The 13783-nt window shown below is 70.0% G+C and carries 10 protein-coding genes; 5 read left to right on the forward strand and 5 right to left on the reverse strand.

Annotated elements, in window-relative coordinates; genetic code table 11:
- Positions 1-190: 190 nt before the first annotated feature.
- Positions 191-1372: a DUF3068 domain-containing protein gene (locus ACWEWT_RS22835; protein WP_452561760.1), complete on the reverse strand. Its 1182-nt coding sequence runs from the start codon at positions 1370-1372 to the stop codon at positions 191-193.
- Between the two features lie 203 nt (positions 1373-1575).
- Here ACWEWT_RS22835 and ACWEWT_RS22840 point away from each other — a divergent pair, with 203 nt between their 5' ends.
- Complete coding sequence (locus tag ACWEWT_RS22840) at positions 1576-2820, forward strand: acyltransferase family protein (RefSeq protein WP_452561762.1); 1245 nt, start codon at positions 1576-1578, stop codon at positions 2818-2820.
- 9 nt (positions 2821-2829) lie between these two features.
- Here the strand turns inward: ACWEWT_RS22840 and ACWEWT_RS22845 are convergent, their stop codons facing one another.
- The 3 genes from ACWEWT_RS22845 to ACWEWT_RS22855 all read right to left on the reverse strand — a co-directional run bounded on the left by ACWEWT_RS22845 (position 2830) and on the right by ACWEWT_RS22855 (position 6107).
- Positions 2830-4017, reverse strand: coding sequence for a DUF5685 family protein (locus tag ACWEWT_RS22845; protein ID WP_452561834.1), 1188 nt, complete (start codon positions 4015-4017; stop codon positions 2830-2832).
- A gap of 121 nt (positions 4018-4138) precedes the next feature.
- Positions 4139-4771, reverse strand: coding sequence for a TetR/AcrR family transcriptional regulator (locus tag ACWEWT_RS22850; RefSeq protein WP_452561764.1), 633 nt, complete (start codon positions 4769-4771; stop codon positions 4139-4141).
- 154 nt (positions 4772-4925) lie between these two features.
- Positions 4926-6107: a glycoside hydrolase family 3 N-terminal domain-containing protein gene (locus tag ACWEWT_RS22855; RefSeq protein ID WP_452561766.1), complete on the reverse strand. Its 1182-nt coding sequence runs from the start codon at positions 6105-6107 to the stop codon at positions 4926-4928.
- Positions 6108-6210: 103 nt separating this feature from the next.
- Between ACWEWT_RS22855 and ACWEWT_RS22860 the strand changes: the two genes are divergently transcribed.
- The 4 genes from ACWEWT_RS22860 to ACWEWT_RS22875 all read left to right on the forward strand — a co-directional run bounded on the left by ACWEWT_RS22860 (position 6211) and on the right by ACWEWT_RS22875 (position 12527).
- Entirely contained in the window at positions 6211-6723 is a 513-nt protein-coding gene (locus ACWEWT_RS22860) for a universal stress protein (RefSeq protein ID WP_452561768.1), read from the forward strand.
- A 30-nt stretch (positions 6724-6753) separates the two neighbouring features.
- Positions 6754-7854, forward strand: coding sequence for an isochorismate synthase (locus ACWEWT_RS22865; RefSeq protein WP_452561770.1), 1101 nt, complete (start codon positions 6754-6756; stop codon positions 7852-7854).
- 153 nt (positions 7855-8007) lie between these two features.
- Positions 8008-8178: a DUF2613 domain-containing protein gene (locus ACWEWT_RS22870; protein ID WP_449903731.1), complete on the forward strand. Its 171-nt coding sequence runs from the start codon at positions 8008-8010 to the stop codon at positions 8176-8178.
- A gap of 68 nt (positions 8179-8246) precedes the next feature.
- Complete coding sequence (locus tag ACWEWT_RS22875) at positions 8247-12527, forward strand: alpha-(1->3)-arabinofuranosyltransferase (protein WP_452561772.1); 4281 nt, start codon at positions 8247-8249, stop codon at positions 12525-12527.
- Here the strand turns inward: ACWEWT_RS22875 and ACWEWT_RS22880 are convergent.
- Positions 12484-13698 (reverse strand): polysaccharide biosynthesis protein, encoded by a 1215-nt coding sequence (locus tag ACWEWT_RS22880; protein ID WP_452561836.1) that lies wholly within the window; start codon positions 13696-13698, stop codon positions 12484-12486. The genes ACWEWT_RS22875 and ACWEWT_RS22880 overlap by 44 nt on opposite strands.
- Positions 13699-13783 lie beyond the last annotated feature (85 nt).

Genomic DNA, 13783 nt, shown 5'->3' on the forward strand with positions numbered 1-13783 from the left:
GCATATGATCAACCGCCCCGAAGCCGACACCGACCAGACGGTGTCCCGCTCGACCGTCACCCGGACACCGAACGAACGAGAATCGCACCCCGGAAACGACACGATCGCCGCATCCTCTCGGTCGAGAGTGTCGCGGCGATCGTGTGTGCCCCGGATTCCGGTCCGAGGGCCTTGCTTGTTGTTGTGGGGCTCAGAGGTTCTTCGGGAGCTTGATGGTCTCCGTCGGAGCGTCGGCGTCCCCGGTACGCGGCAGCGTGGTGGTCGGAGCGTCGGCGGCCGAGGCCGCGACCGGTGAAGTTCCGCCGGGACGGCGGCCCGTCGGGCCGGTGGGCCGGGCCGGGCTACCACCGCGGCCACCCGTCAGCCCGAGGGCGATACCGGCGATCAGCGCGAGTACGCCGAGGATGCCGAAGACGATGGGCAGGACGCGGCCGAACAGCGACAGCTTGTCGATATTGTCCTTGGCCACCGCCAGCTGCGATTCCACCGTATCGGTATCGAAGACCATATTGGCCTTGAGTGCCTGCACCTCGACCTTGTCGGCGCTGCGGCCGTAGAAGATGTTCAGCTGTTCGCCACCCTTGACGATGGTGCCGGTCTCCGGCTCGACCCACACATCGCGGGTGTTGCCGTAGAAGCGGTACATGGTGACCGGCTCCTCGCCGCCCTCGACGCCCCATTTGGCGGCGGGCAGTTCCAGCTTGTTGGTCGGCGCCTTGGAGACGTCGTTGAGGTTGGTCACCGGGACGTTCTGCCGGAAGTGGTAGACCTTGGTGCCGTTGATCTCGGTCTCTTCCTGGAACTCCATATCGGTGGTGGTCCGGGCGAGCACGTCGAAGTACGGGTAGGTCTTCTTCTCGGTACCGATCGGGAACCGGTACTGCAGCCCCGTGTGCTGAACCGGATCGGCGAGGGCCTCACCCTTGGAGTTGGTGGTGATCGCGATCGACCCGTTGGGATCGGCGGCGACCGGCTCACCGGAGACGCGATCGATGGTGACCCGGTCGACGTAGGCGGTCAGCACACCGGTGTCACCGGATTTGTCGATCCGGCGCAGGGTGTTACCGGCCTGGATGGTCATTTCGTCGGCATCGGAGGGGTCTTCGACGGTGAGAAAGCGCTGCGATACCAGCGGCACATTCTTGTTGACCTCGGCCGAGCGGCCCTCGGCGGTCAGCGACGAGGAGTCCAGGACCAGGCTGTCCTGATCTTTCTGGTTGACCGCGACCGTGGTGATCTCGAGATCGAGAGGAGTCTTGGCCATTTTGCTGACGGTGTACGTCGGGATCATCAACGCGGCGACGATCAGCAACGCGCCGAGACCCACGAGCACGCAGGCAACCGTCCTTCTGGTTCCGGCACTCAGTGCCATGCAAAGTCTCCTCGTCGTAGAACACAGGTCGTTCCGCGGGTACAGCGGGGCGCCGCGGCACTCGTGAGCCCTGACACTAACAGCCGGAGGGTTACCCGGGCGTTGGCGAGGCCGGAATCGGACCCGAAAACGGGGGGAGTCTAACCCGCATTGTGAAATACCGGCTTCCTCCACGTACGAGCGGCCCGGCAGACTGGACACCGATGACGACCACCCCGACCACCGATACCGGCTCCCGGCCCCCCGTCGAACCGTCCGGTCACGTCGCTGACCAGGCACAGCCCGACGGCGGCTCGCATTCGTCCGGGCCGCCGCCCGTACCCGCGGCGCGTCAGCGGGGCTTTCTTCCCGCACTCGAGGGAATGCGCGGCCTGGCCGCCCTGGGTGTACTGCTCACCCACGTGGCCTTCCAGACCGGCGCCACCGGTATTCCCGCGCTCGGCCGGCTGCTGGAACGCTTCGATATGGCCGTCGCGGTGTTCTTCGCGCTGTCCGGTTTCCTGCTGTGGCGGCCGCACGCGCTCACCGCGCGCGGGCTCGGCGAAGCGCCCACCATCGGGTACTACCTGCGGCACCGCGTGGCCCGGATCGTCCCCGCCTACTGGATCGTGGTCTGTGCCGTCCTCATCCTGGTTCCGGCCGCCTCGAAGACCGCCGGCTTCCAGGTATGGATATCGAACCTGCTGCTGCTCCAGGTTTTCATACCCCTCACCCTCACCGACGGACTCACCCAGATGTGGAGTCTGTCGGTCGAGGTGGCCTTCTATATAGCGCTGCCGCTATTGGCATGGCTGCTGCACGGATTGCGCGGCCGCGCGGCGGTGGCGCGGGTACCTGCCGTCCTGATACTCGGGCTCGTCTTCCTGAGCTGGAATTTCATCCCGGTCCCGACCCTGGACGCCATCCACGCGGACAACTGGCTACCGGCCTATATCCCCTGGTTCGCCGGTGGCATGCTGCTCGCCGAACTGATCTGCGACGACCGGTGGCGGCAGCGCCTGCGCCTACTGGGCAACCAGCGGGTCATGTGGACGATCGCCGCCGCCGCGTTCGTGGCGTCGTCGACCCGGCTGGGCGGGATCGCCGGGCTGACCCGGGCCGAACCCTGGCAGTACGCCGCGAAGATGGGACTCGGTGCCGTGATCGGCTTCGCGCTGCTGGCCCCGCTGGTGCTCGGCCCAGCGGACAAACCGCACCGCTGGCTCACCGCGGCGCCGGTCGCCACCGCGGGACGCTGGTCCTACGGCATCTTCATCTGGCATCTCGCCGTACTGTCGGTGATCTTCCCGGTATTCGGTATCCTGCCGTTCCAGGGGAATTTCGGTGTCGTACTGGTACTGACGGTGGCGTTCACGCTGCCGATCGCCGCGGCCAGTCACGCTCTGGTGGAGGAGCCGTGCCGGCAGTGGGCCCGACGGTGGGACCGGCCCCGGCCGGCCGGATCCTGACCCGGCGATTCAGCAGTCGCAACCGCAGCCGTCACAGCAGCAGCCGTCGCAACAGCACCCGTCACCGCAGCACCCCCCGCAGTCGCAGCAACCCCCGCAGCCGTTGCCGTCGCATGGGGACTCACAGTAGCGATCCGCCCAGGACTGCTTGCGATCACCGCTGCACGGACGGGTGTGCTCGGAAAAGCAGGCGTAACCCGTGCAGTACTGGGTGAATATCAGCTGGATCGATTCGCCGACACCGGGCTCCCGGTGCGGGCCCGGGGGCGGCGGTGGCCAGGTGGGCTGCACACTCACCGGGTACTCCGGTGCCGATGCGACCGGAGGTGGGGCGATGGTGCGGCCGATCCGGCGCACGGTGGATTTCAGCGGATCCAGCAGCGCCCAGCGCAGGGCCGGCAGGCCGGTCAGGCCGGCGGACCGCAGCGATGCCCGCAGGGCGTGTTCCGATTCCCGGACCAGGGCGTAGCCCTCGGCCGGTGCGGTATCGGTGGCGGCGAGCGGGTTGAAACGATCCGCGGCGGCGTCGGCGTGGTAGTCGGTGAGCGCGTCGGTCAGATGCGCGATCCGGCCGAATTCGGCACCCGCGTCCCGCAACGCCGCCACATGGTCCGGCCGGTCGGCCAGCACTGCGGTATGGGCGAAGAACTGGGCGGCGCAGATACTGCTGGCGCGGGTCAGATCGTCCAGGGCGGACGCGCCCGCCGGACCGTCACCGGCGGCGATCCGCTGTTCGGTCGCCGCCTGCGCTTCGATAGCCGCTACCAGCGGCGCGATATCCAATCCGATGGCGGCGGCCCGCGTGTACGCGCCCGCCGCCCAGCCGGTCGCCACCCGCCGCATGGGACGGTGCAGTCTCGGGCGGGTATCGCCGTCGTCGATATGGTCGGCCACCTTGGCGGAGCCGAGCAACAGCGAGGCGGTGGCGGCGAGCTGGACCGGCGCCGAGGCACCGACCGGTACCCGCGCCGTGCGCATTCCGCGCAGCGGGCACGGTCCGGCCGTGCGCCGGGCGGCGGGGGCCGCGGCCTGGGCCTCGGTGAGCACCGCGAGTACTACCGCATCCGTATTGGTCGCGCTGCGTGCCAGCTGTCCGTTCCCGTCGCGCAGGCCCAGGCAGAGCCCGCACATATGGGACTGCCAGAGCCCCGGGTCCACTCCATATTTCGCGGCGCCGTGCCGGCACGGCCGCAACATTCCGAACACTTGCCCTCCCGACCGGATGACGTCCTCCGCGACATCCGTTGCGCGCATAGAAATTACGGAGTCACCGGACCCTGCGCAACAGGGAGGAAATCCACTGAGCGGGCAATTCGTACTATTCGGGCGAGTCCACCGGGTCGGCGTTCTCGGCCGCATCGGGTTTGCGGCCGGACAGCCCGCGCCAGGCGAGCGCGTCCAGCAGATCCACGGCTTCGGCCACATCGATCCGGCCGTCGGCCACGGAATCGGCGATCGCCTCCCCCGCACCGATCACCGCGACAGCGACGATATCGAAGTTGGTCCCCGGCTCGGCGTGTTTGGCGCTGGACTCCAGTAGTTGCGCGGTCAGCTCGATGACCCGCTCGCGGGCGTTCTCGATCTCCGACGCGAACGCCTGCTGCCCGAGGGCCTGCCGGTAGAGGACCTGCCAGGAATTACGGTGCGTATCGACGAAACCGAGAAACCCCTCCAGTGCGGTACGCAATTGTTCGTGCGGACTGAGCAGCGGGTTGCCGGCGGGTGCGACGGATTCGAGGAAGCGCAGGCCCTCGCGCTGGATACAGGCGCGGAAGAGCTCGTCCTTGGAGCCGTAGTACAAATACAGCATCGGCTTGGAGATCTCGGCTTCGGCGGCGATCGCGTCCATGGAGGTTTCGTGAAAGCCCTTGCGCGAGAAGACCTCGACAGCGGCATCGAGCATCTGCTGCTCGCGCACCGCTCTCGGAAGTCTTTTCGTACCGCCCGCCATCACGTCTCCTAGCCGCAGTGAGCTCTTTATATTACTCCAAAGTAAGTTCCGCAGGACCGGAACCACCGGCCGCGATGCACTCGCGCCGGAGTTCTTCCGGTGGACGGCCGGAAACCCGGGCCGGCATCACCGCCCCGGGGCACCGTACGCACGCTCAGCAGGCGCGCGGCACTCGCTTGTAGTCGGCCATCCGCAGCACCGAGGCGTCCACCTGCGCCATCGGCAGTCGCCCGGCGGCGACGGCCTGCTCCAACTGATCGAGGACCCGGCCCACCGCGTCGGTACTGATCCAGAGAGCATTGTCCACGCCCGCCACGAGCGCGGCCTCCACGGCCTGCTCGATGGACAACCGCTCGGTGATCGCGGCCATTCCGCTCAGGTCGTCGGTGAAGATCGGGCCGTTGTAGGGAGCCGCCCCGTATCCCGAGCCCTCACGCAACAGCTTCATCACCTCCGGGCTGATACTGGCCGGAACGCCGGGAGTCGTCAGCCCGGGAACGTCGAGATGGCCGACCATCACCGCCGAACCCGAATCGATCAGCTCACGGAACGGCACCAGATCGCTGTCGCTCAGCTCCGACAGGGGCGGCACCGTCACAGCACCGAGATGGGAATCGCCGGTGCTGGAACCGTGGCCCGGGAAATGCTTCAGCACCGTGCCGAGACCGACCTCGTGCATCGCCCGGATATAGGCGTCGGCGTATTCGGTGACCACCGCCGGATCGTCGGAGAACGAACGATCACCGATCACCGAATCGTCGGGCTGGGAGCTCACATCGATATCGGGGGCGAAATCCACCGTGATCCCCAGGTCCTGCATCGCGCGCGCCCGATCCAGGGTCGCGGTGTAGAACTCCTGCGAGGTCATGGTCTGCGCGGTCTCCCGAGCCGACGGCGCGGTCCCGATCAGATTGCCGAGGCGCGACACCCGGCCACCCTCTTCGTCGGTGGTCACCATGAGCGGCGTTTTCGCCGCGGCCGTCACCTGTGCGAGCCCACCGCCGGTGAGCATCGACTGATCGGTCCAGCTGCCGACGAAGATCCCGCCGACCTGATGGTCGCGGACCACCGTGAGCGCGTCGTCGGTACCGGTCACCCCGACGGTGAGCAGCTGCGCCAGCTTCTCCCGGGTGCTGAACTGCCCCAGGAACTGGGCAGCGCAATCGCCCCCGGTCGTGGTGGTGGGGCCGGCCTCACCACTGGCCGCGGCCCCGGGGCCGGTCGCATCACCCGGGGTCGTGGTGGTCGCTGTTCCGGAGCCGCCACCGTCACCGCCGGAACAGCCGGTGAGGGCCACGGCGAGCACCGCGAGCAGGACGAACGGTATCTTCCGCATCGTTCGACGTTAGCCCGCGCACCCGCGACCGGGAAACCTCGGCTCGGCAACCGAGCGGAGGTAATCTGGTAACACCGGTCAGGATCCCCTGGAGGTCGCCGCTATGCCCTGCGATCTGATGCTCATCGCCTACGACGGGTCCGAACACGCCAAACGCGCGATCGAATACGCCGGACGCTTCCTCGCCGCCGACCGCGCGGTCGTCGTCACCGCGTGGGAGCCGATGGTGCGCCAGGCGGCGCGAATCTCGGGGATCTCCGGGATGGTGCAGCCGGAATGGGTGCCCGACGAGGAACTGGAGGACATCGCCTACACCACCGCCCGCGCCATCAACGACGAGGGCGTCCACCTGGCGGGACTGGCCGGGCTGAACGCCGAGGCACGCATCCAGGAGTACGCGGCCGGTGCCTGGCAGGCGGTCGTCGAGGTCGCCGACGAACTCGACGTGGACATCATCGTGGCGGGCACCCGCGGCGCCACCGGGCTGCGCGCACTGATACACAGCAGCGTCGCCGACGCCGTGCTCAAGCACTGTCATCGTCCGGTTTTCCTGGTGCCCCCGGTACAACCGGCCGGAGCGCGCGGGACCGGGCGTGACGATCACGCCGCGAAGTAGGACCGGCGCGGTCGTGGTTACTGTCGGATCATGACCGGGTTCCTCCTGGCACGACCCGACAGCGTGGTGCGCGGCACCGGCGTGCGCGCCGTACACCGCGACCCGTGGCAGGCCGCGGCAGCCCTCCGGGCCGGCACCGTGGCGGCGATCGCCGGAGCGCTACCGTTCGATCCCCGCCGTCCGGCCGCGCTGACCGAACCCGGTGAACTGCGCGAGACCGCGGGACCGTGGCGACCGGCCGCCCTCCCGGAGCTACCCGCCGTGCGGGTGGTCGAGCAGATACCGGAACCTGCCGAACACCGCGCGCGGGTGGCACGGCTGGTGGAACTGCTCGGCGAACCCGGCGCCCGCCTGCGCAAAGTGGTCGCGGCCCGGTCCGTACGCGTGGAAGCCGAGGCAGCCCTGGAACCCGAGGTGGTCGCCGGATATCTGCTGACCCGGCATCCGCGCGCGAATGTCTTCGCGGTCGACCTCACGCCCGCCGGGCACCCCGGCGCGACGCTGCTCGGCGCGAGCCCGGAACTGCTGATCCACCGCCGCGGCACGACGGTCGAGTTGTATCCGCTGGCCGGCACCCTGCCCCGGCTCGCCGATCGGGCGGCCGATACCGCGCAGGCCGACCTGCTGGCCGCGAGTGCGAAGAACCACGCCGAACACGCGTTCGTCGTGGACTGGATCGCCGAACGGCTGGCCCCGGTCTGCTCCGGGCTCTCGGTACCCGAGCGGCCGCGGCTCGTCGCCACGCACGATGTATGGCATCTGGGTACGCCCATCCACGGAGTGCTGCGGGAGCCCGCGCCCAGCGCGCTCGAACTCGCACTGCTGCTGCATCCGACCCCCGCCGTATGCGGCACCCCGACCGCCGACGCGCTCGAATACATCACCGGGCACGAGGCGGACCGGGGTTTCTACGGTGGCGCGGTCGGCTGGTGCACCGCCGACGGCGACGGGACCTGGGTGGTGGCCATCCGCAGTGCGGAACTCGCGGCGGACGGACGGGAATTGCGCGCCTACGCCGGCGGCGGAATCGTAGCGGCCTCCGATCCCGCCGCCGAACTCGCCGAGACCACCGCCAAACTGCGCACTCTGCTCGGTGCCCTCGATTGCGCCGTACCGCCGGACGGCGAATGAATCCACCTGGTCCGGGTGGGCGCGTCCGGACCGCGGTCGGTACCCGGGCGGACGCAACCGTTAGGGTGAAACACCCGACGTTGCCTATCCGGACCCCGCCGGTCCTGCTAGGTTGGCCCAGATATCTGCCTGCTTCGAGTTTGGAGTGCTGCGATGAAGTTTGCTGTCCCCGGTGTTGCGAGTGCGGTCGGCGGCGCCCTGCTGGGCGCGATCGCGGTCTTCGCCATCACCGCCGCGCTGCAGCAGAACACCCGCCCCGAGGTCGACCGCAGCGGCAATGCGGACAGCTCGCTGCTGAACAGCGTCGAATACGGCAAGCGCTGAGACCCGGCCCGATCTCGTCCCGTCCCCGCCGGTTCCTTCCGGCGGGGACGGTCAACGCCTGACCCACGGTGCCCGTCCAGTCCGAACCCGTCGAACCCGCCGGCGCGGCCCCCCGTTCCGTCCCGGATCCGGCACCCACCGCCGAACTGGGCCGCCGGTGGTTCTTCGGATCGGCCTTCGCCGCCTTTCTGCTGACCTTCCTGCAGGCCCCCGGCCTCACGGTCGCCGACACCAAATACGATCTCGCCGAGAATCCACTCGGCTTCCTCGCCCGCGCCGCCCACCTGTGGAGCAGCCAGGCCCCGATGGGCCAGGTGCAGAACCAGGCCTACGGCTATTTCTTCCCGCACGGCGCGTTCTTCGCCCTCGGTGATCTGCTGCAGCTGCCCGCCTGGATCACCCAGCGCGTCTGGTGGGCACTGCTGCTGCTCGCCGGATTCTGGGGCGTGGTCAAACTCTGCGAAACCCTCGGGATCGGCAGCCGCGGTTCGCGGGTCGTCGCGGCCGCGGCCTACGCACTCTCGCCCCGGGTCCTGACCACCGTCGGCTCGATCTCCTCGGAGACGCTGCCCATGATGCTGGCACCGTGGGTACTGCTCGCGCCCGCCGCGCTCGGCACCGCTTACCGCCGGCACCGGCGCGGCGGAGTACGGTCCCCGGCCGGCAGCGCCGTGGCGCTCGCACTGATGGGTGCGGTGAACGCGGTGGCCACGGTGGCCGCCTTCCTACCGGCACTGCTGTGGTGGGCCAGTTTCCGGCCCGACCGCACGTGGTGGCGGTTCACGCGGGCCTGGGTACCGCTGCTCGCGCTCGCGGTGGCCTGGTGGGCGGTGCCGCTGCTGCTACTGGGCCGGGTGAGCCCACCGTTCCTCGACTACATCGAATCCTCCGGTGTCACCACCCAGTGGGCCTCCCTCGGGGAGGTGCTGCGCGGTACGAACAGCTGGACTCCGTTCGTCTCCCCGGAGCGGATCGCGGGGGCGGTACTGGTCACCCAGCCCGCCGCAGTCCTGGCCACCGGCCTGATCGCGGCGGTGGGGATGGCGGGCCTGGCACTGCGGTCGATGCCGTCACGCGGGCGGCTGGTACTGATCCTGTGCGTCGGGCTGACCGGTATCTGCGCGGGCTATGTGGGTCAGCTGGGCGGACCGTTCGCCGAACCCATCCGGATCTTCCTCGATTCCGGCGGCGCCCCGCTGCGCAATGTGCACAAACTGGAACCGCTGATCAGACTGCCGCTGGTACTGGGGATCGCGCAATTGCTGGCCCGGGTCCCGCTACCGGCCTCGGTGCGGCCGGAGGTCTGGCGCGCGGCTTTCGCCAATCCGCACCGGGACCGCCGGGTCGCGGTCGCCCTGCTGGTGCTCGCCGCACTCGCGCTGTCCAGTTCCCTTGCCTGGACCGGCAAACTCGCCCCGCGCGGCGCCTACGACGCGGTGCCCGCCTACTGGCAGCAGACCGCGGACTGGTTGCACGATAACGCCGCCGATACCCGCGCCCTGGTCGTCCCGGGCGCTCCATTCGGCAGTCAGGTGTGGGGACTGACCCGGGACGAGCCCCTCCAGGCGCTGGCACAGACGCCGTGGGCGGTCCGCGACGCGGTCCCCTTGAATCCGCCCGGCACCATCCGGGCGATGGATTCGGTGCAACGGTTGATCGCCGACGGTCGGCCCTCCGACGGTCTGGCCGCCACCCTGCGCGGTCAGGGTATCGGGGTACTGGTGCTGCGCAACGACCTCGATCCGGACACCTCCCGTTCGACCAGGCCGCTGCTGGCGCACCGCGCGGTGGAGGGGTCACCGGGCCTGCACAAGGTCGCCGAGTTCGGCAAGAAGGTCGAGAACGAACCCGACCGGGATGATTTCGTGGTCGACGCGGATCTGCGACCCGATTATCCCGCGGTGGAGATCTACCGGGTCGACGCCGCCGCCCCCGGTACTCCCGCCGAGGTACACGGCGGAACCGGTGCGCCCGAACAGTTCCCGGGCGCCTATACGGTGCCGCTCGATTCGGTACCGGTGGTCCAGGGCGGACCGGAGGTCCTGGAACGGCTGCACCGCGATCCCGCCACCTCACACGAACCCACTCTGCTGGCCGCCGACGCCGCCACCGCGGGGCTACCGGCCGGCCCGGTGACGGTGACCGACACCCCGATGAACCGGGAAACCGATTTCGGCAGGGTCGACAACCACAATTCGGCCCTGCGCGCCCCCGGCGACGCCCGCCACACCCACAATCTCGTCCCCGACTACGACGTCCCCGGTGCCGAACTCGTGCAGGGCGGCTGGACGGGCGCAACCATCACCGCATCCGGTTCGGCGGCCGACGCCACCCAGATCGGTGGCGCCGCCCCCGGGAACTCGACCGCCGCGGCGGTGGACGGGGATCCCGCGACCGCCTGGATCAGCAATGCGGGCGAATACGCGCTGGGCCAGTGGATCCGACTCGACCTCGACAAACCCTTCGAATCCGGACTGCTGCGGTTCACCACCACCGCCGCCGCCATCGGCGATCCGGTGAAATGGGTGGAGGTGCGTACCGACAACGGCAGCGTCTCGGCCCGGATCAGCGAACCGGGCGAACCGGTATCGGTCGCCCTTCCGGTGGGCTCCACCGAATGGGTGAAGATCACCGCCATCCGCACCGAACGCGGCAGTACCGGTGGACAGTTCGGGATCAGCGAACTCGGCCTGGACGACTACACCGTGCGCGAAGCCCCGGTCCCGGTCGACATCCGCCATCGGACCGTCCTCCCACCGACCCCGCCGGATGCCACCGTGACGAGCTGGGACCTGGGCCAGGAATTCCCCGGCCGCAGTGCGTGTTTCGACAGTCCCGACCGGGTTCGCTGCGGTAAGGGCCTGGCCCTGGCACCGGAGGAGATGGGGCCTTTCGGGCGCACCCTCTCGGTCCCCGCCCCCGCCACCGTCGATCCCCATCTCATGGTCCGGCCACGGCAGGGCCCGGCGCTGGAGGCATTGCTCACCGACCCCGCGCGCCCCGTCGCGCGCGGCGCCTCCGATGTCGGTGATCTGCGCGGGTCCGCGTTCGCCGCCACCGACGGTGATCCCCGCACCAGCTGGACCGCACCGGAGGACACCGTCCGCGACCCGCTCGGGCCCAAACCGTCGCTGACGATCGAACTTCCGGCGCCCACCCTGGTGACCGGACTCGAATTGACGCCCTCACTGGGCGGGCTACCCGCCGCGCCCACCTCGGTGACGGTGAATCTGGGCAACGGGCCGCAGGTCCGTGAACTGGAGGAGCCCGACGAGGTCTCCCGGATCGACCTGCACCCCACGGTGACCGACCGGATCGAATTGAGCATCCGCAGCTGGGAATCGGTACTGGACCGGACCGCACTCGGCTATCACCAGGCGCAGCCACCCGGACTCGCCGAGGTCGGCGTGCTCGGCCCGGACTATCCACCACCGGCCCCGCCGGAACGGTCGGTGACCGTCGGCTGCGATACCGGGCCGACCATCGCGGTGGGCGGACGGCTGGTGCACACCAGCGTCACGGCCACCGTGGGCGAACTGCGTTCCGGCGAACCGGTTCCCGCCCAGGTGTGCCCGGACCTACCGCAGGACACCGGCGCGTTCCCCGCCACCGAGCCCGGAGCTGTACAACCGGTCGCCCTGCCCACCGGCGAGGTCGACGTCCTGGTCGCGCCGACGGACCTCTTCTTCGTCGACCGGTTGCGCCTGGTGGATACCCGGGCACCGGTACCCGTCCCGAGCGACGGGACACGACTGCTGGTCCTGCCGCTGAGTACCAATACCGGCTGGTCGGCACATACCGCCGACGGGAGCGAACTCCGGCCGATCGTGGTCGACGGCTGGCAGCAGGGCTGGCTGCTTCCCGCCGATACCACCGGTCCGGTCACCGTCTCATTCCCGCTCGACACCTGGTACCGGATCGCCATCGGTCTCGGCCTGCTGTTGCTGATACCGCTCCTCGCGCTCGCGGTCCCGCGGGGCCCCCGGACCGATCCGGTCGCACCGGCGCCGGCCGTATGGTCACCGCGGATACTCGCGGCGCTCGGCCTGACGGCCGCCGCGACGCTGATCGCCGGGGTGACCGGCACCGTTCTCACCGTCGCCGGCCTGGCCGCGCTGCGCTACGTGCCCCGCGTACCGCGCCGCGTCCTCCCGGCGGTCGCCGGAATCGGTACGGCGATCTCGGCCGCCGCGCTGTCGACCGGTCCGTGGCGGATGCCCGGCGGCTATATGGGTGATTCGCTGTGGGTCCAGTTCCCCGCGCTGGTGGCGGTGGTCGCGGTGGGTCTGTCGGCGCTGCCGCGGATCAGGCGGGAGCCGGAGTCCGGCGACGCGCCGCCGTCCGGATGACCAGTACCGCGACCAGCGTCGTGGTCACCGCGGCCACCGACGCGGCCGTCGCGATCAGCCCGGTGACACTGTTCGCCAGGGTGAGCATGAGGACCACCTCCAGCACCAGACCGGCCCAGGCGAGTACCGCCAGGGCCGTCCGCTGTACGGCGATCGCCGACAGCAGCGCACCCTGGAGAACCGCCAGGATCGCGCCGTGCAGCGCGAATACCCACAGCAGCCCCTGGATCGGCGCGTAGTCCTGCCCGGCGAAGAGCGGGGCCAGCGGTGCGGCCACCGCCGCGCCCGCGACGGCGAGCACGCCGATTCCGGACAGTACGGCGAGCGCCGAGCGGACCGCCGAACCCGACGAGCCCGGTTGCGCCATCCGCGGATACAGCACCACCCCGACCGCCTGCGGTAACCAGAACGCGATCTTGGTCGCGATAGTGCCCAGGGCGTATCGGCTCGCGTCGGGTTCGTCCAGCACGATCCGGACCACGATCAGATCCGCGGAGGACAGCGCCATCAACGCCGCCTGCACCTGAGCGGCCTGCAGGACCGCGAAAACTCCGGCGAGACCGCTCGCGACACCGGCCGGACGGTCGTCCGCCGGCCCGGGTTCACCGGCCACCGGGCGCACCCCCGGCCGGCCGTCACCCGCCACCGTCCGCGCGTACACCGCGGCCGCCGCGATACCGGCGGCGGCGGCCCACAGCGCCGGCGTCGCGCCACCGCCCGCGGCCAGCACCACCAGCGCCGGAAGTACTTTGGCGATACCGGCGGCCCCCAGCACGACGGCCAGCCCACGGAATCGCCGCGCTCCCTGCAGTACCCCCTGCTCTCCCGCCAGCACCACCAGCGCGGGCGCCGACCCCAGTGCCGCCGCCGACGCCGCGATCCCGACCTCGAGCACCAGACTCACCACCGGCACCAGCACCACGACCGCCGCGGCCACCAGGAGCGCGCACCGTAGGCGCAACGCCCGCAGTGCGGCGATATCGGCCCCGTGCACGAGCTCGCGCGCCACCACGTTCTGCAACGCCAGCGCGGGTACCGCGCACAACAGTTGCACGGCGAGCAGGCTGGCGAACTCGCTGTACCCGGCGACCCCGAGCCAGCGCCCGGCCAGCAGCTGCAGCAGATAGCTCGCGACGTTCGCGGTCATCGCCCCCGCGGTCACCAGGGTCATGTCCGCCACGGCGGGGAGACGGCGAACGAACGGCACGTGGGCAAGTGTCCCACCCGGCTCGGCGCGGATACCGGTCCGCCCCGGC

The organism is Nocardia sp. NPDC003963 (assembly GCF_053605105.1).

What these genes read in the sequence shown, in the direction of transcription:
- ACWEWT_RS22880 (WP_452561836.1), bottom strand. Translation starts at nt 13,698, where the DNA reads ATGACCCTGGTGACCGCGGGGGCGATGACCGCGAACGTCGCGAGCTAT.
- ACWEWT_RS22870 (WP_449903731.1), top strand. Translation starts at nt 8,008, where the DNA reads ATGAAGTTTGCTGTCCCCGGTGTTGCGAGTGCGGTCGGCGGCGCCCTG.
- ACWEWT_RS22840 (WP_452561762.1), top strand. Translation starts at nt 1,576, where the DNA reads ATGACGACCACCCCGACCACCGATACCGGCTCCCGGCCCCCCGTCGAA.
- ACWEWT_RS22835 (WP_452561760.1), bottom strand. Translation starts at nt 1,372, where the DNA reads ATGGCACTGAGTGCCGGAACCAGAAGGACGGTTGCCTGCGTGCTCGTG.
- ACWEWT_RS22845 (WP_452561834.1), bottom strand. Translation starts at nt 4,017, where the DNA reads ATGTTGCGGCCGTGCCGGCACGGCGCCGCGAAATATGGAGTGGACCCG.
- ACWEWT_RS22855 (WP_452561766.1), bottom strand. Translation starts at nt 6,107, where the DNA reads ATGCGGAAGATACCGTTCGTCCTGCTCGCGGTGCTCGCCGTGGCCCTC.
- ACWEWT_RS22860 (WP_452561768.1), top strand. Translation starts at nt 6,211, where the DNA reads ATGCCCTGCGATCTGATGCTCATCGCCTACGACGGGTCCGAACACGCC.
- ACWEWT_RS22850 (WP_452561764.1), bottom strand. Translation starts at nt 4,771, where the DNA reads ATGGCGGGCGGTACGAAAAGACTTCCGAGAGCGGTGCGCGAGCAGCAG.
- ACWEWT_RS22865 (WP_452561770.1), top strand. Translation starts at nt 6,754, where the DNA reads ATGACCGGGTTCCTCCTGGCACGACCCGACAGCGTGGTGCGCGGCACC.